This is a genomic window from Serinicoccus sediminis (assembly GCF_004153545.1).
Taxonomy (GTDB): domain Bacteria; phylum Actinomycetota; class Actinomycetes; order Actinomycetales; family Dermatophilaceae; genus Ornithinicoccus; species Ornithinicoccus sediminis_A.
On record NZ_SDVA01000007.1, the window covers coordinates 142,820 to 163,109 of the forward strand.

Below are 20,290 nucleotides of genomic sequence, written 5' to 3' on the forward strand. Positions count from 1 at the left end.
CATCCGACCACGGCGCAGGCTGGCTCCGGGAGGCGGGGGCGGTGAGCAGGCACGCCGCACCCCAGGAGCGCACCTAGACTGCAGGGATGCTCGAGACCACGCGTAGCGTCGCCGTCGTCACCCTGGGGTGCACCCGCAACGAGGTGGACTCCGAGGAGCTCGCGGGCCGGCTCGCTTCCGAGGGCTGGACCCTCGTCGAGGACGCCGCCGAGGCCGACGTGGCCGTCGTCAACACCTGCGGCTTCGTCGAGCAGGCCAAGAAGGACTCCATCGACGCCCTGCTCGAGGCCAACGACCTGAAGACCACCGGCCGCACCCAGAAGGTCGTGGCGGTCGGGTGCATGGCCGAGCGTTACGGCGAGCAGCTCGCCGCCGAGCTGCCCGAGGCCGACGCGGTGCTGGGCTTCGACTCCTACGGGGACATGTCGCAGCACCTGCGGACCATCCTGGCCGGCGGCAGCGTGCCCTCGCACGTGCCGGGCGACCGCCGGCGGCTGCTGCCCATCTCGCCCAGCGCCCGGCACACCTCCAGCAGCGGGGTCGCCCTGCCCGGCCACCAGCAGCCCGCGCAGCCGGCGCCGGCTGCGACCGAGCCCGCCGTGCCCCTGGAGCAGGTCGCCCCCGCAACGGGGCCCAGGGTGGTCCGCGCCCGGCTGGACGGCCGCCCGTGGGCGCCGCTGAAGATCGCCTCCGGGTGCGACCGGCGCTGCGCGTTCTGCGCGATCCCGATGTTCCGCGGTGCCTTCGTGTCCCGGACCCCGGAGGAGATCCTCGCCGAGGCGGCCTGGCTGGGGGAGCGGGAGGTCAAGGAGGTGTTCCTCGTCAGCGAGAACACCACGTCCTACGGCAAGGACCTCGGCGACCTGCGCCTCGTCGACGCGCTGCTGCCCGAGCTGACCCGGGTGCCCGGCATCGAACGGGTGCGGGTGTCCTACCTGCAGCCGGCCGAGATCCGGCCCGACCTGCTCGACGCCATGGCCGGCACCCCGGGGGTCGCGCCCTACTTCGACATCTCCTTCCAGCACGCCTCGGGGCCCCTGCTGCGCCGGATGCGTCGGTTCGGCGACCGCGCGTCCTTCCTCACGCTGCTGGAGCAGGTCCGCGACCGGGTGCCGGAGGCCGGCATCCGCACCAACGTCATCGTCGGTTTCCCCGGCGAGACCGAGGAGGACCTCGCCGAGCTCACCGCGTTCCTCTGCGCGGCGCGCCTGGACGTCGTGGGTGTCTTCGGCTACTCCGACGAGGACGGCACCGAGGCGGAGGGCTACCCGGACAAGCTCGAGGAGCACGTGGTCCGCGAGCGGGTGGAGCGGGTCGCGGCGCTCGTCGAGGAGCTCACGGCGCAGCGCGCCGCCGAGCGGGTCGGCACGCTCGTCGAGGTGCTCGTCGAGTCGGTCGAGGACGACGACGGCGAGCCTCGGCTCGTGGGGCGCGCGGGCCAGCAGGGCCCTGACGTCGACGGCGTCACCTACCTCGTCGACGAGGACGGTGGTCTGCCGCAGCTCGCCCCCGGTGCGCTGGTCACGGCGCGGGTGGTGGACACCGAGGGTGTGGATCTGGTGGCATGTCCCATCGCGTCCCCCGGCAGCGAGGAGCCCGGCCGATGATCGGCCCGCACGACCCCGACGGCCCCGAGCTCGCGACGGCCGCGGTCCCGGGACCCGTGTCGTCCTGGAACCTGCCCAACGCCCTGACCGTGCTGCGCATCGTCCTGGTCCCGTTCTTCGGGTGGCTCCTGCTGGCCGGCGGGGGAGAGGACCCGGGCCAGCGGTGGTGGGCCCTGGTCGTGTTCCTCGTCGCCATCGGCACCGACTGGGTGGACGGGCACCTCGCCCGCAAGCACGGGCTGGTCACCGCCTTCGGCAAGCTCATGGACCCGATCGCCGACAAGGCCCTGGTCGGCACCGCGCTGGTGGGCCTCTCGCTGCTGTCGCTGCTGCCCTGGTGGGTGACCGTCGTCATCCTCGTCCGCGAGGTCGGCATCACCCTCATGCGCTTCGTCGTCATCCGGCGCGGGGTCATCCCGGCGAGCAAGGGCGGCAAGCTCAAGACGGTGCTGCAGGCGGTGGGGATCGCCATGCTGGTGGCGCCGGTGGCCGGCTGGTTCCACGAGCTGGGGGTCTGGGTCATGTATGCCGCCGCCGTCGTCACCCTCGTGACCGGCGTCGACTACGTCCGCCAGGCCCTGGCCCCGGCCGGGCGGCCACCGGTCGCGGGATCGTGACCGAGGTCTCCGGCGAGGCCGGTGCGACGGGGGCGGTCGGGCTGGTCGAGGCGTTCCTCGCGCGTGGTGAGACCGTGGGGAGCGCCGAGTCGCTGACCGGGGGGCGGGTGTGCGCGACCCTCACCGACGTGCCCGGCGCCAGCGGAGCGGTCAGGGGAGCGGTCGTCGCCTACGCCCTGGCCGTGAAGGAGCAGGTGCTCGGGGTGGACCCTGCCGTGCTGGCGGACCCGGGGCCGGTGTCCCGCGAGTGCGCGGTGGCCATGGCCCTCGGGGGAGCCCGGGTGCTGGACACCGACTGGTGCGTCTCGACCACCGGCGTGGCCGGCCCCGGGCCCAGCGACGGCGTCCCGGCGGGCACCGTGCACGTCGCGGTGGCCCGCCGGGAACACGTCGTGGGCCACCGGGTGTTATCCCTGCATGGTGACCGAGACCACGTCAGGACGGCGACCGTGAGCGCCGCCCTCGGGCTGCTCCGGGACTGCCTGACGAGAGATGTGTCGGAGGGGGACGGTACGGTAGAGACATCAGGTGCCGCCACGGCATCCGCGCCCCCCACCGGGCGGGCTCGGGTCGACGCCGCGGCACGGCGCGAGGACCGAGACGCGAGAGGTGAGGAGGGATGACCATGGTGCTGCTGCGACGCGAGCTGGGGGACGCCCTCCGGGAGACCCGCCAGACCCAGGGCAGGACCCTGCGCGAGGTCAGCGCCTCGGCCTCGTGCTCCCTCGGCTACCTCTCCGAGATCGAGCGCGGGGAGAAGGAGGCCAGCTCCGAGTTGCTGGCCTCGATCTGCCGGGCGCTGGACGTGCCGCTGTCGCAGATGCTCTCCACCGTCGCCGACCGGGTCAGCCTCACCGAGACGGCCGAGACCCAGATGACGACCGTGCTCACCGAGGGTCTCGCCCAGCCGATCGACCCGCGTCGGGTCGGCCGCCGCGACTCCGTCGTCTCGGCCGCCTGAGCAGGCCCGACGCGCGTCGCTGATGCACCTCGACATCGGCCATCGACCCGGCTGCGTCGAGATCACCCTGACGCCGGGCCACGGTGAACCTGACACCCGCAGGGGAGGGCTGGCGCGGCACACCGCGTCGTTCTCGGTCACGGTGGCACCCCGCTCGGTGCACCCCGACCTGCTCGTCCTGTCCGCCGTGCTGTGCGCCCGCCCGTGGGTCCGGCGGCAGACGACGGTCACCAGCAACCTCGGGGCCAGCCGGGCCCTGGCCGAGGCCCTGCGCGCCGGACCCGGGCTGCGGCTGGGCTCCGTCGACGCCGGGCTCGAGCCCCGGGCCAGGCCCGAGCCCGGGGTGCCCGGCCTGTGCTTCAGCGGCGGGACCGACAGCGTCGCGACCCTGGCGATGATGCCGGAGGCGACCCGGTCCTACCACCTGCTGCGACGCGCGCCGGAGGGGGAGCGGCGCGCCACGATGTTCGACACCCGCGCGGCCCGGGAGTCCTGCGACGTCGTGCGCCGCCTGGGCCGGCGCGTGGACGTCGTGGACAGCGACGTCGAGTACCTGCGGGAGTCCATGGGCTTCCCGCACGACTTCACCACCGCCGTCCCGCTGCTGCTGCACGCGGACCGGGACCGGCTGGACGTCGTCGCCTGGGGCGCCCCGCTCGAGGCGACCTACCGGTTGCAGCGCGGCCACTACCGCGACTTCGCCGACTCGCCCTTCATCGCCGAGTGGGGGCCGGTGTTCGCAGCCGTCGGGCTGCCGGTGTGCGTGCCGATCGCCGGTGTCTCCGAGCTGGTGACGAGCGAGATCGTGCACACGCACGCGCTGGGCCTGGCCGCCCAGTCGTGCGTGCGCGGGCCCCGCCTCGGCTCGCCCTGCGGCAGGTGCGCCAAGTGTGCCCGCAAGACCCTGCTCGCCGGCGCGGTGAGCGGGCAGTGGCCGGCCACCGACGTGCTGGAGCGGCAGTGGCGCGGCGCGGAGCCGCGCGGGCACCTGCTCGCCGACCCCATCAAGGTCGAGCCGGTGGTCGCCCACACCGTGCACCGCTACCTCGCCGACGGCGGCCACAGCACCCTCATGGGCCTCGTCGCCGACAAGGTGGGCCCGGACCCGCTGCCGTGGCTCGCCCGCTCCTACGAGCCCGCCCTCGAGCTGGTCCCGGAGCCCTACCGCGCCGAGATCACCGACCGGCTGCACCGGGTGGCCCCGCCCATGAGCCCCGCGCAGGAGCAGGCGGTGCGGGACTACGACGTGCGGGGGGAGGACCGGGTGGCGGCGCAGCAGGCGCTGGCCTCGTGGTTCGACGCCCATCCGCCGCAGGAGCGGTGGTCGAGGATGCGCGGCCGGGCCCGGCGGGAGGCGCGGGCCCGGATGAGGCGGGCCCGTGACTCGGCGCGGCGCCTCCTGCCCGGCACCCCCGCCTGACCAGCCCGGCCCGGGCATGGCCGATCACCCAGGCAGCTCAGTAGGTCGGGCGCCGCCCGTGACCGAGGGGTGACTGCGGGCGCCCGTCGTCGGTGGGTGCGCGGCCGCCCTGGCAGCGCGGGCAGGAGAACATCACCCGTTCCTGGGGCTGGCGCCCGATAGGCGCCAGCCGGATGGTCGTCCCGCACCGCTTGCACGGCAGGCCCATGCGCCCGTGCACCCAGGCGTCGTCCTCGTTGACGTCCCCCCGACCGGTGATGGTCGTCCGCCCCGCGCGACAGCTGACGACGAGCAGGCGGCGCGCCAGCGCCAGCAGCTCGCGCACGCGCTCCTCCTCCAGCTCGCCGACAGGGGTCCACGGGTTGATGCCGAGGAGGAAGAGCGGCTCCGCGGTGAAGATCGTGCCCATGCCCGCCACGTTGCGCTGGTCCAGGCAGGCCTCGGTGATGGTCCGGGCGGGCTGCGACCGCACGTTGGCCAGGGCGGCCTCGGCGTCGTAGCCCGGGTCGAGCAGGTCGGGCCCGAGGTGGCCGACCACCCGGTGCTCCTCACTGGTCCGGACCAGCTCGAGCAGGCCCAAAGAGTCGCCGACCGCGACCCGGCGCTGCGTCCAGACCAGCATGCGGACGGTATGCCGTCGGCCCAGCGCGTGTCGACGCCCCACCGGGTGGACCCGCCAGGACCCCTCCATCCGCAGGTGGCTGTGCACGGTGACGTCGCCCTCCACCCGGTGCAGCAGGTGCTTGCCACGGGGCACCACCTCCAGGGTGCGCCGCCCGGCGAGGTCGGCCGTGGCATGGGCGGGGACCCGCACGTCCGACCCCTCGACGACCTCGCCCGCGAGCGCGCGGTGCAGCCGGCGTGCGGTCCGCCAGACCGCGTCCCCCTCAGGCATCGGTGAACCCCACCCCGAGGGAGGTGCCGATGCTGATCACCGCGACGGCCGGGCCGGCGGCGAGCGGTCCTCGTCGCCCGGTGGCGGTGGTCGATGTCCGCGCGTCGGCTGCGGCCGGGGTGGCGTGGGCCTCGACGGAGAGCGCGGCGGCGGCGCCGTCGTTGACGAGCAGCTCGACCCTGACCGGCCGCGCCAGCCGCTCGGACAGCTCCCTCGACAGGGTGTCGCGAGGGTCCACGCCGGGATCGGCGAGCGTCCCGTAGGTCTGGTCGTCGTCGAGCCGGCCGCCGACGACGTAGTTGGCGATGGCCACCCTGACCCGGAGCGGACCGAGGCCCGCGCGGGCGGGCAGCACCGTCCGGCACGCGGCCGCCACCAGGTCCAGGAGGGCCTCCGGCGACGGCCAGGTGCCCGTGTCGAAGGGCGTCCAGGGCACCGGCACCGTCGCCGTGGGCCCGAGCGTCCCGTGGTGGACGGAGGCCGCCTTCACGCTGGAGTGGCCCAGGTCGAGGACGAGGACGGCACCGCGGTCGTCGCGGTCGCCGTCGTCGCCGGCACCGGCCGCGAGCCCGATCAGACAGGCACGGGCTGGGTCGGGGGACACCTCGGCCCGGTGCGCACGCACCGCCGGGTCGTGGGCGGCCCGGCTCCCCAGCTCACCGGCCACGACACCACCGCACACCAGGACGCGCGGCGCCGAGGACCACCTGGCCCAGTCGGCGTCGCCCCACTCGGGGCGGGCCTCACGGTCCGGATCGGTGGGCTCGCGCAGGGTCCGCAGCAGGTGCGACAGGGCGTCGGTCCACGCCGTGGCCACGTCCTGCGCCCACGGCGCCCCTCCGGCGAGCGCGCGGTCGAGGAGCTGGAGCGGGGGACTCTCCGTGATGACACCGGCCCCGGCCGCCGCGGAGGCCACGGTGGCCGACAGCCCGGTGGCACCCAGGACCCGACCGGCGGGCCGTCCGTGCCACGCGGCGCCAGGGCGCAGCAGGACGGTGCGGTTCAGCCCGGTGCGCCGGGTGATGTCGGGTGGGGCCACGGCTTCAGTGTCCCCTCGGGCGCCGTGGGCCGCGAACCGGACCCGCTCAGGCGGACAGGTCGAGGCGGTCCCCGGCCCAGTCCTCCCGCAGCCACCGGTCGTGGCTCGCGACGACCACCGCCCCGGGGTAGCCGGGCAGCGCCAGCTCGAGCTCGGAGACCAGCAGGAGGGACAGGTGGTTGGTCGGCTCGTCGAGCAGGAGCAGGTCCGGAGGGTCGGCCAGCACGACGGCCAGGTCGAGGCGCCGCCGCTGACCCACCGACAGCTCCACGACGGGGCGGTCGAGGTCACGATCGGCGAGCAGCCCGGAGCCGGCCAGCGGTCGCTGCTCGGCGCGCTGGTGCCCGACGTGACGCGCATACACCTCGCGGGCGGTGCCCTCCGCGCCGCCCCGGCGGGGCTCCTGCGTCAGCAGCCCGACCCGCAGGCCGGCCGCCCGGGTGAGCGCGCCGGCGGTCGGCGCCAGCGACCCGGCCAGCAGGGCGAGCAGGGTGGACTTGCCCGAGCCGTTGGAGCCGGTGACGAGGAGCCGGGCGCGGGCGGGGACGACCAGGTCCAGGGGCGCGAGACGCGACTCGACGCCGGCTTCGTCAGCGATGACCAACGGGTCGGCGTCACCGGGGCGCAGCCGGTCGGGCCCGGGCGTGCCCAGGCCGCGGAACCGCAGGAGCGCGGGCGGCCGGCGCACCTGCTCGCGCTCGAGACGCTCGAGCGCGACGCTCGCGTCGTTGACCCGGCGGGCCACGACCTTGGCGTTGCGGTCGGCGTAGAACTTCCGGCTCGCCCGCGCCTCGGTGCGCGGGCCACGGTCGGCGTGGCCGACCGTGTGGTCGTCGGCGACCCGGCGTCGCAGCCGGGCCAGCTCGGCCTGCTCGTCGCGGTGCTGACGCACCCACCGCCGCCGGTCCTCGCGACGCTGCTGCAGGTATGCCGTGTAGCTGCCGGTGTACCGCCGCAGGCCGTAGCCCGACCCGGGCGAGTCGTCGTCGTCGGCGACCCGGGCGTGCGGCAACGGAGTCGGGTCCAGGTCCAGCACGGTGGTGGCCACCTCGTCGAGGAAGGCCCGGTCGTGACTGGCCAGCAGCACCGGGCCGGCCCAGGAGCGCAGCAGCTCGACGAGCAGCTGCGTGCCGGTGTCGTCCAGGTGGTTGGTGGGCTCGTCGAGCAGCAGGGTGTCCGGGGAGCGCAGCAGCGTCAACGCCAGGGACAGCCGCGACAGCTGCCCGCCGGAGAGCCCGTCCGCTCGTCGGTCGCGGGTCAGGGCGGCGAGCCCGAGGCCGTGGAGCACCCGGTCGGTGCGGTGCTCGAGGTCCCAGGCGTGGTGGCGGCGGGCTGCCTCGACCGCCGCGTCGAGGGCGGCTCCGGCGCCCGGCTCGCCCCGGGCGAGCGCCTCACCCGCGTGCTCGACCCGGGAGACCAGCCGGTGTACCGGTGCCGTGGCCCCGGCCAGGACCTGGTCGACGGTGAGGCTGACATCGAAGGGGGGCTCCTGGTGGTGCAGGGCCACGGTGCCGGGGGCGTCCACCGCGCCGGTGTCGGGCGGCGTCAGGCCACCGACGACCCTCAGCAGGGTGGACTTGCCCGAGCCGTTCTCGCCGATGAGGCAGGCCCGGTCACCCGCGGGCACGACGAGGGACACGTCGGTCAGCACGCGGCGGGTGCCGTAGGTCTTGGACACGCCGTCGACGCGCAGGTGCCGGGGGCCGGCGACGTGGGCGGACGGCAGGACGGAGGGGAAGGGCACAGGTCTCCTGGGGCAGCAGGGCAGGCGGGCGCACTGCGCGGGGCAGCCTCAGGAGATCCACATGGCCCCGACCCTAGGCGCTGCTGCCTCCCCGGCGCGACCGGTTTGTCGAGGTGCGCAGGCCCTCGAGCTGCGTGCGCAGCCCACCCAGGGCGGTACGGGTGTCCGCGGTGTCGTCGTGCGGCCCCCGCAGCCAGTCGGCGTAGGAGCGCACCTCGCCCAGCTGCCACTCCAGCCGGAACAGCTCCAGCAGCGCCGGGTCGTGCTCGACATGGGGGGCGTACCCGGCGAGCACGTCGCGTTCGCGTGGCGCGAGCCGCAGGGTCTCCCAGTCCAGCAGCAGCAGGCGGCCGTCCTCGGCGCGCCACAGGTTGTGCAGACCGGGCTCGCCGTGGGTGGGCACGTGGGTCGCGGGGTCGAGGCGCTCGAGGAGTCGGAGGTATGCCGCGAGGCCGCGTTCGACGTCGGCCGCCCCGGTCACGACGGCCTCCCGTGCCGCCTCCCCGAGCGGACCCGCGGTCCACGCGTGGCGGGTCCAGTCCTCCAGATGGTCCACGACCTCCGGGGGGACCGATGGTTCCCAGGCGAGGATCCCCTCCGGTGGCGGGCTGGTGTGCAGGTCGTCCAGGGCCTGCACCGCCTCGGGGCCGAGCGATCCCGGTCGGTGACCGGGCACCCACGAGGTCACGCTGAGCCAGCCGTCACCGAGTGCGCCGGTGAAGTCCCCGTGCACGGTGGGCACCGACGGGTGGACGAACGGGAGCAAGTCGCTCAGGGTGGCCGCGGCGGCGTAGGTCGCCTCCAGCGTCGTCGCCGAGTGCCACCACGGGGGGTCGAGGCTGACGAAGTAGCCTGGTGCGGCCCGCTCCTCGCGGCCCGGCTCGCCGACGTCGGCGCGCCAGTGCCAGGCGCCGAACCCCACGGCCAGGTGCTCCACCCCGATCACGCGGCCGTCCCACAGCGAGCGGACCTCGGTCAGGACCTGGTCTGCGGTGACGCTGCGGGGTGGCTCGTGCACCGGCCCCAGGCTAGGGCACGGGGGTATCAGCGCCGGAGCCGTAAGCCCTGCGGCGCGGTGTGGAACCCGGCGTCGGCCAGGGCGGCGGCCAGCGGGTGGGTGGACGCGAGGGCACCCCCACCGTCGATCTTGGCGATGGTGATGCCGCTGAGCGACCCCCGCCGGACCGCCGTCACCAGCGCGCGGGCCGCGGCGGCCCAGACGGCGTCGGTGGCGGCCTCGGGGGGCGGCTCCATGGTGAGGGCGCTGCGCCCACCGCGCTCGAGGTAGAGCGCCAGCGCGCCGTCCACCAGGACGACCATCGACCCCGCCTTCCGCGCCGGGCGGTGGGACCCCTCGTCGTCGCCGCGCTCCGGCCAGGGCACGCTCGCCCCGAACGGGCTCGCCGGGTCGGTCGCCGCGAGCAGGACGACCTCCGGGCCCTGGTCGGCGCCGTCGGCCGACGACACCGGCCGGTGCTCGTGGCTCAGGGCCCGCAGGCGGTCGATCGCCCCGCTGCTGCCGAACTGCGCCGCGCCGAGCCCCTCCACGACATACCCCCGGCGCACCCGCCCGGCCTCCTCGGCGCCGGACAGCACCCGGTAGACCCCGGCGAAGCCACCCGGGATGCCCTCGGCCACGACCGACCCGCGGGTGAGGACGCCGTAGCGGTCGAGGAGCTGCTCTGCGCCGGCGAGCGCGCGCACCGTGGGGTCGGTCTCGATCGGCGGCAGCAGCGACCACCGGCCCACGGTCGCGGGCGGGCCCGACCGCACCGGTCGGGAGGGCCGCGACCCGGCCGTGCGTGATGCGGCCAGGCCGACGGAGGTCCGCGACCAGCGGCCGGTGCGCGACGGGGCGCGCCGTGCCTTGTGGGTGGTGCGTCCACCGGCGAGCAGGGCCCGGACGGGGGCATAGGTGTCGGCGCTCACCCGCCCCGCCCACACCAGCTCCCACAGGGTGCCGGCCAGCTGCTGGTCGTCCAGCGAGCCGACGGCGTCGCTGAGGGCACGGAAGAAGTAGGCGCCGCCGGCCACCCGCTCCAGCACCTCGAGCACCCCGCGCGCGGTCTCGCCCAGCTCGTCGGTCGACGCGTCCTGGGCTGCCCCGGCCGACGGGTCCAGGGGCGGCGTCATCGTGAGGTGGGCGGTGTCGGCGAGGTGCAGCGACACCCATCCGTCGTCCCCGGGGAGCGAACCGTGCCCCTGCCACAGCACCTCACCCGCGCTCATGAGCTCGTCGAGCATCGCGGGGGAGTAGTCCACCACCCGCGCGGGCAGGACGAGCGACTCCAGCGCCGAGGCCGGGATGCGGGCACCGGCCAGCTGCTCGACGGCCCGCACCGTGCCGTCCAGGCCACGCAGCTCCCCGACCGACTGCCACCGCGGCAGGAACCGCGCGTAGGTCGCCTGGGTGACCGGCTCGACCTCCTGGCGCAGTGCGGCCAGCGAGCGGCGGCGCAGCAACCGCAGCACCTCGGCGTCGCAGACGTCCTCGTCGCCCGTGCCCGACGGGGCCAGCGCCCCGAGGACCATGCGCCCGGACGACACCTGTCGCCGCACGGCGTCCCGGACGACCGCGGTGCCGAGGCCCAGGCGGGTCGCCAGGGACTCGACGGTGAACGGGGTGTGCGTGCGCGCGTGCCGGACCACGAGATCGGCGAGCGGGTCCTCCACGCCCTCCAGGAACGTCGCGGGCACACCGACCGGCATCGCCACACCCAGCGCGTCGCGCAGCCGGGCGGCGTCCTGCGCGTCCGCGACCCGCTGCTCACCGGCCACCCGCACCTCGATGACCCGGCGGGCCTCCAGCAGCGAGGTCAGCCACCCCTCGACCTGGTCCTGGCCCTCCTCGGTGGTGCGCTCGGTCACCTCCTGCCGGGTGAGCGGTCCGAGCACCCGGAGCAGGTCGACGACCTCCTCGGGGTCGCGGGCCCGGCGGTCGGGGGCCAGCCGTTGCAGCTCGGCCTCGGTGCGGGCCACCACCTCCGGGTCGAGCAGGTCGCGCAGCGCCGCGCCCTCGCCCCGGCCGAGCAGCTCGGCCAGCAGCCCGGCGTCGAGCGAGAGGGCGGCCGCGCGCCGCTCCGCCAGGGGGGAGTCGCCCTCGTAGAGGAACTGGGCGATGTAGCCCATGAGCAGCGAGGACGCGAAGGGCGAGGGACGCTGGCTCGCCACCGAGACCAGCCGGACCTCGCGCGCAGCCAGCCGCCGCATCAGCTCGCGCAGGGCGTCCACGTCGTAGACGTCCTGGACGCACTCGCGGACGGCCTCCAGCACGATGGGGAAGGTGGGGTAGCGCGCGGCCACCTCGAGCAGCTGGGCCGAGCGCTGCCGCTGCTGCCACAGGGGCTGCCGCTTGCCGGGGTTGCGCCGGGGCAGGAGCAGCGCCCGGGCGGCGCACTCGCGGAAGCGGGCGGCGAACAGCGCCGACCCCCCGATCTCCTGGGTGACCAGGTCGGCCACCTCGTCGGGGTCGAGGGTGAGGAGCTCGGCGATCTCGGCGTCCAGGCGGGCCGCCTCCGAGCCACCTCCTCGGGTGCCGCCGTCACCGCGACTGCGGCCACCGCCCGGGGAGCCCGCCGTGCCGTCGTCCACCGTGCCGTCACCGCCCGGGTCGTCCCAGCCCCCGAGGTCGGGCAGGCGCAGCACGATGCCGTCGTCGGCGGCCAGGGCCTGCACGTCGGTGCCGAAGCGCTCGCGCATCCGCGCGGCCAGGCACAACGCCCAGGGGGCGTGCACCGGGCTGCCCCACGGGGAGTGCACGACGACGCGCCAGTCGCCGATCTCGTCGCGGAACCGCTCGACCACGATGGTGCGGTCGTCGGGCAGGTGGCCCACCGCCTCCCGCTGGTCACCGAGGTAGGTGACGAGGTTGTCGGCGGCGAACCCGTCGAGACCCTGCTCGGCCAGCTCGCCCAGCGCGGCCTCCCGCGGCTGGCCCGCGACGCGGCGCACGAACTCGCCGACCGCCGCACCCAGCTCGGCCGGACGCCCCAGCGACTCGCCCTTCCAGAAGGGCAGGCGCCCGATCTGCCCCGGGGCGGGCGTGACCAGCACCTGGTCGTGGGTGATGTCCTCGATCCGCCAGCTCGTCGTGCCCAGGGTGAACACGTCCCCGACCCGGGACTCGTAGACCATCTCCTCGTCCAGCTCGCCGACGCGGCGGCCCGGACCCTCGCCGGTGGCGAGCATGACGGCATACATGCCGCGGTCCGGGATGGTGCCGCCGGAGGTGACCGCGAGCAGCTGCGCCCCGCGGCGGGCGCTGAGGGTGTCGGTCACCCGGTCCCAGACGATGCGCGGGCGGAGGTCGGAGAAGTCCTCCCCGGGGTAGCGCCCGGCGAGCATGTCGAGGACGGCGTCGAACAGGGAGCGGGGGAGCGCGGCGTAGGACGCGCTGCGGCGCACCAGCTCGAAGAGGTCGGTGACGGACCAGTCCTCCATCGACAGCATGGCGACGACCTGCTGGGCCAGCACGTCGAGCGGGTTGGTGGGCACGGCGAGCTGCTCGATAGCGCCGCGGCGCATCCGGTCCACGACGACCGCGGTCTGCACCAGGTCGGCCCGGTGGGTGGGGAAGAAGACGCCGTGGCTCGTGGCCCCGACCTGGTGACCGGCCCGCCCCACCCGCTGCAACCCCGAGGCCACGCTGGGCGGGCTGGCGACCTGGACGACGAGGTCGACCGCGCCCATGTCGATGCCCAGCTCCAGGCTGCTCGTGGCGACCACCGCGGGCAGCTGGCCGGTCTTGAGGGCGTCCTCGATCTGCGCGCGCTGCTCCTTGCTGACCGAGCCGTGGTGGGCGCGGGCGAGGACCGGCGGAGCGCCTCCGCTCGCTCCGGACTGGGCCATGACCTGCGCCGGCGTCCGGGAGGTATGCCGTCCGCCCCCGCCGGACCCGTCGGCGCGACGATCCTGGTGGTCGTCGGGGTCGGCGTCCTCGTCGGCCGCGGGGTGCCGGTCCTCCCACTCCTCGTTGAGCCGGGAGGTGAAGCGCTCGGCCACGCGGCGGGAGTTGGTGAAGACCAGCGTCGAGGTCTGGCCCGAGACCAGGTCGGCGACCCGTCGCTCGATGTGCGGCCAGATCGAGGCGCGCTCCTCGGGGTCACCGGCCGGCTCCCATTCGTCCTCGCCGAGCTCGCCCCCGCCACCGTCGAGGTCGGGCAGGACCGGGCCGGCGCCCACCGGCGCCGCCTCGTCGTCCAGGTCGGGTAGCACGGGGCCCCCGCCCACCTCGGCACCGTCGTCGTCCTGCTCCCAGTCCGTGCTGCCCGGTGGGGCGGCGTCGCTGCGTCGGGCCGGGGCGTCGCCCGGTGCTCCGGGGCGGTCGGCGGCCCCGGGGTCGGCCATGTCCGGGATGGGCACGACCACCTCGAGGTCCCAGGTCTTGGTGGACGGCGGCTGCACGGTGCTCACCGGGCGCCCGCCGCCCAGGTAGCGTGCCACCTCCTCGACCGGGCGCACGGTCGCCGACAGGCCGATCCGCTGGGCGGGCCGCTCCAGCAGGTGGTCGAGGCGGTCCAGGGTGAGGGCCAGGTGGGTGCCCCGCTTCGTCCCGGCCACGGCGTGGACCTCGTCGACGATGACCGACTCGACCCCGGTGAGGGCGCTGCGCGCCTGCGAGGTCAGCAGCAGGAACAGCGACTCCGGGGTGGTGATGAGGATCTCGGCGCCGTCCTTGGCGAACGCCCGGCGCTCGGCCGCCGGGGTGTCGCCGGAGCGCACCGCGACGGACACCTCGGGGGCGTCCGCGCCGAGCCGGCGGGCGGCGTGGCCGATGCCCACGAGGGGGGAGCGCAGGTTGCGCTCGACGTCGACGGCGAGCGCCTTGAGCGGCGAGACGTAGAGCACCCGGCACCGCCCCCGCGGCTCGTCCGCCGGCTCGGGCGGGGGTGCGCCCCGCCGGCGCGGGGGGCGCGGGGCGCGGGGCGGACGCGGCTCGCCGACGATCCGGTCGATCGCCCAGAGGAAGGCCGACAGGGTCTTGCCCGACCCGGTGGGCGCCACGACCAGGGTGTGCTCGCCCCGGCTGATGGCGTCCCAGGCCCCCAGCTGCGCCTCGGTGGGCCCGGCGAAGGACGCCTCGAACCACGCCCGGGTGGGCGCGGAGAACCGGCCCATCACCGTCGCCGGGTCGGGCACCTGCACGCTGCTCTCCCGCTGCTGGCTGCCGGTCACGCGGTCACTGTGCCACGCGCCACCGACAGACGCCGCGCCGGAGCGCTCAGTCCATCGTGCTGGTGATGGGGGTGTCGTCACCCCGCTGCGGCACCAGGCGGCGGCGCGTGGAGGTCACCAGCCGGTTGCCGTAGGCGCCGGTCACGGGCGGCATCTCCGGACGCTCCATCTCCTTGCGCACGTGGTGGTCGGTCCGGTGCTCGGGCCGCCACAGCTTGAGGGCGACGAGCAGCTTCTGCCACCAGGCCAGGTCTTGCTGGGTGCTCATGAGGTTCCTCCAGGACGCCGGGACGGATGCTTGGACCCTCATCCTCTCATCCCGGGCCGAGCCGTCCCAGACCTCTCCCGGACGCGACGGCGCAGCATACCGGGGACGTCTCGGCACCCGGTCTTGACGTGCACGGAAAATTGGTGGTGGTGTGTCGCAGAGCCGTCCTAGGCTGACCCTCGCCATGCGCGACTTCCCACCCACCGTCACCGCCTGGACCCCCGCTTCGACGCCGGCGGGTCACCGGGCCGCCATCGGCGTGCCCGACACCCGGGGGCCGGTGCGGTTCCTGTGGTGGCTGCTCCGTCAGCAGCGAGACCTCGTGCTGTTCGGCTGCCTGTGCAGCCTGCTCTGGATGCTGCCGACGGCGCTCACGCCGTGGGTCTTCGGGCGGGCCATCGACGAGGGCATCCTCGCGGGCGACGCCTCCCGCACGGCGCTGTGGTGCGGGGTGCTGCTGCTCGTCACGCTCGTCGGGGCCAGCAGCGGCGTCTTCTACCACACCGTCGTCGTGCGCTCGTGGTTGTACGCCGCGTACGGCCAGACCCGTCTGGTCACCCATCAGGCCACCCGGCTCGGGCACGTGCTGCCCCGCCGGGCGCCGACCGGCGAGGTCCTCAGCGTCAACGGCAGCGACGGCGACCAGTTCGGGCAGTTCATCGAGATCTTCTCGCGGCTCGTCGGCAATGTCGTGGCCTACCTGCTCGTCGCCGTCATCGTGCTGCAGATCTCGGTGCCGCTCGGCCTCGTGGTGCTGCTCGTCGCGCCCGTGCTCGTGCTGATCTCCTCGGTGCTGCTGCGTCCGTTGGCCGCCGCCCAGACGCGCGAGCGCAGCCGCGACTCCGAGCTGACCTCGATGGCCACCGACATCGTGGCCGGGCTGCGCATCCTGCGCGGGATCGGCGGCGAGCGGATCTTCGGCGACAACTACGCCGGCCAGAGCCAGCGGGTGCGCCACGCCGGCGTGCAGGCCGGCGCGTGGGGCGCCTTCGTCGAGGGCGTGGGCGTGCTGCTCTCCGGGCTGTTCGTCGTCGCGCTCCTGGTGCTCGGCGTCCAGCGGGTGCGCTCGGGCGACATCGAGATCGGCGACCTCGTCACCTTCCTGGGGTATGCCCTGTTCCTGGTCCAGCCGATCCGCGTCGTCTTCGAGGCGGCCCAGCAGGTCACCCGCTCGGTGGTCTCGGCCCGCAAGACCATCGGGGTCTTCGGCACCACCGACCCGTGGCCGCAGCGGGCGCCGCTGGAGAGCGACCAGCTGTGCGCGATGTCGGCCGGTGAGCTCGTGGACGAGGCGTCCGGGCTGCGGGTGCGCCCCGGCCGGCTGACGATGGTCGTGAGCGCGCTGCCCGACGAGAGCGCGCGCCTGGCGGACCGGCTCGGCCGCTACCTGCCCGCCGGTGACACCGTGCCGGCGGGCGACGACGAGGCCACGGGCCGCGTCGCCCGCCGGGCGGCCGCGGAACGGGCCCGGGTCCGGACCGAGCTCGAGGCCCGCGACGCGCGCCGTGCGCAGGAGGCCTGGGGCGTGACGCTGGGCGGCACCGACCTGGCCGAGCTGCCGCTGGACCAGGTGCGCTCGCTCGTGCTGGTCAGCGACACCGCCGCGCACGTCTTCGCGGGCACCCTGCAGGACGCGGTCGACCCGCACCGGACCCTGCGACGCGAGCAGGCGGAGGCCGCGCTGCACGCGGCCGCGGCCGAGGACGTCTACGACATCCTGCCCGGCGGTTGGCAGGGGGTGCTCGACGAGCGCGGGCGTGGCCTGTCCGGCGGGCAGCGGCAGCGGCTCGTCCTCACCCGGGCGCTGGCGGCCGACCCGCCGGTGCTCGTCCTGGTCGAGCCGACCTCGGCGGTGGACGCCCACACCGAGGCCCGGATCGCGCAGCGGCTGCCCGGGCACCGTCGGGGCCGCACGACCGTGGTCATGACCGCCTCCCCGCTGCTGCTGCACCACGCCGACGAGGTGGCCTTCCTCGAGGACGGCCGGGTGGTCGCCACGGGGACGCACGACGACCTCGTCGCCGGGCACGCGGCATACCGCTCCACCGTCCTGCGCGGCGAGGCGCAGGACCGGCCGGCTGACCGCGGCACGCCGGGCAGCACCACGACCACCAGCACGACGACCGGCACCAGGGAGGTGACGCCATGACCAGCCTGCTCGACCCCGACCTGCGCGAGCGTTCCGCGCGCACCTGGCGCGACACGGACGCCGATCCTCCGGCCCCCGTCGTGCCCGACCTCCTGCGGCCGCCCCCGCCCGGGTCGGTGGGGCTGCGCGAGCGGCACCGCCTGCTGTGGGAGCGGCACGCCCTGCGCCGGCAGCGGGCCCGCGCCCACCTCATGACCGCGCTCGACCCCGACCGGGGGATGCCCGTCGCCATCTCCCGCACGGTCGTGGCCTACCTGCGCGGCCTGCTGCGGGAGCGTTCCCGGCTGGTCGTGCTCGTCACCCTCGCCAACGGTCTCGCGGCCGCGGCCGGGCTGGCCGTGCCGCTGCTGCTCGGCCGGTTGGTCGACGCCGTCGACCAGGCCGGCGGTGACCCCGCACCCGGCGTGGTGCGCGACATCGTGATGCTCGTGGTCGTCGTCCTCGTGGCGCAGGCGGTGCTCACCTACGGCGCCAAGGCGCTCGCGGCGGTGCTCGGCCAGGGTGTGCTCGCGCAGGCCCGGGAGCACGTCATCCGGGCCGTGCTCCGGCTGCCGCTGGGCAAGGTCGAGTCGGCCAGCACCGGCGACCTCGTCACCCGGGTGACCCGCGACGTCGGCTCGATGAGCGGCGCCGTGCGCTGGGCGCTGCCCGAGTTCATCATCGGCGTCGTCACGGTGCTGCTCACCGTGGTCTTCATGGTCCTCAACTCGTGGGCGCTGGCGCTGCCCACCCTGGTGACCGCGTCCCTGTCGCTGTGGCAGGTCCGCCGCTACCTCCAGCAGGCGCCGGCCGGCTACCTCCTGGAGGGCGCGACCTACAGCGACATCAACACCACGCTCACCGAGACCGTCGAGGGAGTCCGGACGGTCGAGGCCTACCGGCTGCAGGGCGGCCGCCGCGCCGCCGGTGTCGACGACATCGAGGTGTCCTCGCAGGCCGAGCGCTACGGCCTCGTCCTGCGCAACGTGCTCTTCGCGGTCATGGACATGGCCTTCTCGCTGCCCCGCGTCATCACCCTGGTCGTCGGCGCCTGGCTCTACTCCACCGATGCCGTGACCCTCGGGCAGATCACCACGGCCATGCTCTACATCGAGACGTTCTACGGTCCCTTCGACCGGCTGGTGGGCACCATCGACCGGCTGCAGGTCGGCGTCGCCTCCACGACCCGCCTGCTCGGCATCGCCGAGGTGCCCCCGGACCGCACGCCGGGCGAGGAGCGCCCCGAGGGCAGCACGCTGGTCGGCCGGGAGCTGCGCTACGCCTATCGCCCCGGGCACGACGTGCTGCACGGCATCGACCTCACTCTGGAGCCGGGGGAGCGGCTGGCGATCGTCGGACCCTCCGGGTCGGGCAAGTCGACCCTGGGCCGGCTCATCTCCGGCATCCACGCCCCGACCGGCGGTTCCGTGACCGTGGGCGGGGTGGAGGTGACCGAGCTGCCGCTGGAGCTGCTGCGCACCGAGGTCGCGCTCGTCACCCAGGAGCACCACGTCTTCCGCGGGTCGGTCCGCGACAACGTCGAGCTGGCCCGCGACGGCGCGGGCGAGGACGGGGTATGGCGCGCGCTCGCCACGGTGGACGCGCGCGGCTGGGTCGAGGCGCTGCCGCAGGGCCTGGACACGGTGCTGGGCTCGGGCCACCACGAGCTGACCCCGGCGCAGGCGCAGCAGATCGCGCTGGCCCGGCTCATCCTCGCCGACCCGCACACCCTGGTCCTCGACGAGGCGACGAGCCTCATCGACCCGCGCACGGCACGCCACCTGGAGGGCTCGATGAACGCCCTGCTCACCGGGCGAACCGTCGTGGCCATCGCGCACCGCCTGCACACCGCGCACGACGCGGACCGCATCGCGGTGGTCCAGGACGGCCGGGTGGTCGAGCTGGGCAGCCACGACGAGCTCATGGCCGCGGACGGCGAGTACGCCGCGCTGTGGCGGGCCTGGACCAGCTGACGCACTGAAGTATCGGCGTGTGGCGGCCATCGGCACAGCGGTGCACCAGGGCCTCATTAGAGAAGCACGCATCACAAACAACACGGCTAGCTCGCGCCGTCGCAGCGTGCCAGGATGTTAGTCTCGACGACCTGGCAAGTGGCTGTTGGTGGCTAGGGCCACTACCGCTCCTCCCCAGAAGTTGTCTCGTTAGCGCCGCTGCGACGATGCAATCTGTGCTAACCTTCTCCGATCTTCAGAGACGAGGATGGGGAGGGTGTCCAGATGTCGATGATGGTATTGGGGTATGACGGAAACTGCTCGGCGTGCGGCGGTCTTGCAGGCGCCATTCGGCGAGAAGTGGGTGATCAGCTTGAGTTGCTACCCCTTCAAGATCCTCGAATGCTGTCTTGGCGAGAAGAGATCTTCGGTAGTGATCCCCCTTGGGCTCCGACATTGATCGAAGTGCAGGAGGACGGCCAGGCCGCTTCTGGTCATGTCGGACTGCCTCTCGCCATCAACCTCGTCCGCGTGGTCGGTCCGCGTAAGGCGCATGCGGTCGTGCGAACCATTGGGGAAGACAGACTGCGGGGCGGGCAGGGGCTTCTTGGTCGGAGGCGATTCGTGCAATTTGTCGCTGGACTGAGTGTCGGTGCCGGCACCATCATGGGGTTTCCGGCTATCGCCTCCGCAGGTCCCAGGGTCGGGAAATTGTTCAGTCCATTCGATGATCCCGCATTCTTTTCATCGCCGGTCGTGACGAGGAGACCATTAGAGACTCGAGTTTTTTGATGGCATGATAGCAGAGATCTCGGCGAACGCTACGGTGGAAAAGCGCGACAGAGCACTTCATGCAGTAGATTTGATCGATGGTTCGGATCAGGCGCTTCTTCTTGAAGATGCCAATGGCAACATCTCGGTGGCGGCGAGTACCTTCGATTTAAAGGACGGCTCGCAGGTTCATACGGCAGTGATGGTCGAAAATAACGGTGTCGTGCTTCTTCACAGGAAAGAGGCAGCAGTTGGCTCGGATCATGTCGCCGTCAGTCGCTTTCGCTTAGGAGGAGGCGAACTTGATGGGCGTAATGGACCTACGGGCACCCTCACCCTGAACGAGTATGTCTTTGATGGTACGAGAATCGAGACTCTTTCGAGTAGTTGTCCCGGCGGGTGCCCTCGTTGTTACCGGTGTGCCTGCACGTCGTACAACTTGACTTGCATGGCGCGGCAATGTTGGGGCTGCACCATTTGCTGGCTCGGTGGAGTCCAAGCATGCGTGGCTTGTGTCCTGGCCCTTTGTGGCGTTGGGTCGGCTCTCTTCTGCTGCCGTAGTTCTCGATGCCAGTATCAGCCCTCGACAAATTGCTAGGACGGCCCCATGAACTGGTCTCTCAGCCGCAAGGTCAACGTGGCATCGCCCGCTCACCTGCCAGCACGCCAAAACTCAAACATTGAAGTCGCAGCGCTCTGTGGCTTGACCCTGTT

General features: G+C 74.0%; 13 protein-coding genes. 7 read left to right on the forward strand and 6 right to left on the reverse strand.

The genetic code is table 11. The annotated features are described in order from the left end of the window. Positions 1–86: 86 nt before the first annotated feature. From rimO to EUS26_RS08645, 5 genes are read left to right on the forward strand one after another with little or no spacing between them, the layout of a single operon-like run. A complete protein-coding gene (gene rimO / locus EUS26_RS08625) occupies positions 87–1,607 on the forward strand; it encodes a 30S ribosomal protein S12 methylthiotransferase RimO (RefSeq protein WP_130013145.1) in 1,521 nt (506 codons plus the stop codon). Beyond that, positions 1,604–2,224, forward strand: a complete 621-nt coding sequence (gene pgsA / locus EUS26_RS08630; protein ID WP_130013147.1) for a CDP-diacylglycerol--glycerol-3-phosphate 3-phosphatidyltransferase — start codon at positions 1,604–1,606, stop codon at positions 2,222–2,224. The genes rimO and pgsA overlap by 4 nt, the downstream gene beginning before the upstream one ends. Continuing rightward, positions 2,221–2,847 carry a CinA family protein gene (locus tag EUS26_RS08635; RefSeq protein ID WP_238148875.1) on the forward strand — a complete coding sequence of 209 codons (627 nt, stop codon included), beginning with the start codon at positions 2,221–2,223 and terminating at the stop codon, positions 2,845–2,847. Before pgsA ends, EUS26_RS08635 begins: the two co-directional genes overlap by 4 nt. A 2-nt stretch (positions 2,848–2,849) precedes the next feature. After that, positions 2,850–3,185 (forward strand): helix-turn-helix domain-containing protein, encoded by a 336-nt coding sequence (locus tag EUS26_RS08640; protein WP_130013149.1) that lies wholly within the window; start codon positions 2,850–2,852, stop codon positions 3,183–3,185. Between the two features lie 22 nt (positions 3,186–3,207). After that, positions 3,208–4,605, forward strand: coding sequence for a DUF6395 domain-containing protein (locus EUS26_RS08645; protein ID WP_130013151.1), 1,398 nt, complete (start codon positions 3,208–3,210; stop codon positions 4,603–4,605). Positions 4,606–4,642: 37 nt separating this feature from the next. On the opposite strand, the gene EUS26_RS08650 is transcribed toward EUS26_RS08645, so the two are convergent. From EUS26_RS08650 to EUS26_RS08675, 6 genes are all read right to left on the reverse strand, one after another. Then, complete coding sequence (locus tag EUS26_RS08650; RefSeq protein ID WP_130013153.1) at positions 4,643–5,500, reverse strand: DNA-formamidopyrimidine glycosylase family protein; 858 nt, start codon at positions 5,498–5,500, stop codon at positions 4,643–4,645. Next, positions 5,493–6,539 (reverse strand): hypothetical protein, encoded by a 1,047-nt coding sequence (locus EUS26_RS08655; protein WP_130013155.1) that lies wholly within the window; start codon positions 6,537–6,539, stop codon positions 5,493–5,495. The genes EUS26_RS08650 and EUS26_RS08655 overlap by 8 nt, the downstream gene beginning before the upstream one ends. Before the next feature lie 46 nt (positions 6,540–6,585). Continuing rightward, positions 6,586–8,283 carry an ATP-binding cassette domain-containing protein gene (locus tag EUS26_RS17535; protein ID WP_202865092.1) on the reverse strand — a complete coding sequence of 566 codons (1,698 nt, stop codon included), beginning with the start codon at positions 8,281–8,283 and terminating at the stop codon, positions 6,586–6,588. Between the two features lie 73 nt (positions 8,284–8,356). Then, a complete protein-coding gene (locus tag EUS26_RS08665) occupies positions 8,357–9,301 on the reverse strand; it encodes a phosphotransferase (protein WP_130013157.1) in 945 nt (314 codons plus the stop codon). A gap of 26 nt (positions 9,302–9,327) precedes the next feature. Beyond that, positions 9,328–14,400, reverse strand: a complete 5,073-nt coding sequence (locus tag EUS26_RS08670) for an Lhr family ATP-dependent helicase (RefSeq protein ID WP_130013258.1) — start codon at positions 14,398–14,400, stop codon at positions 9,328–9,330. A gap of 103 nt (positions 14,401–14,503) precedes the next feature. Beyond that, a complete protein-coding gene (locus EUS26_RS08675) occupies positions 14,504–14,725 on the reverse strand; it encodes a hypothetical protein (protein ID WP_130013159.1) in 222 nt (73 codons plus the stop codon). Between the two features lie 184 nt (positions 14,726–14,909). Here EUS26_RS08675 and EUS26_RS08680 point away from each other — a divergent pair, with 184 nt between their 5' ends. Together EUS26_RS08680 and EUS26_RS08685 are read left to right on the forward strand one after the other, a co-directional pair. Beyond that, the gene (locus EUS26_RS08680; protein WP_130013161.1) at positions 14,910–16,874 is read left to right on the forward strand and encodes an ABC transporter transmembrane domain-containing protein; all 1,965 of its coding nucleotides are present in this window, start codon (positions 14,910–14,912) and stop codon (positions 16,872–16,874) included. Beyond that, the gene (locus tag EUS26_RS08685; RefSeq protein ID WP_130013163.1) at positions 16,871–18,826 is read left to right on the forward strand and encodes an ABC transporter ATP-binding protein; all 1,956 of its coding nucleotides are present in this window, start codon (positions 16,871–16,873) and stop codon (positions 18,824–18,826) included. Before EUS26_RS08680 ends, EUS26_RS08685 begins: the two co-directional genes overlap by 4 nt. The last annotated feature ends 1,464 nt before the right edge of the window (positions 18,827–20,290 follow it).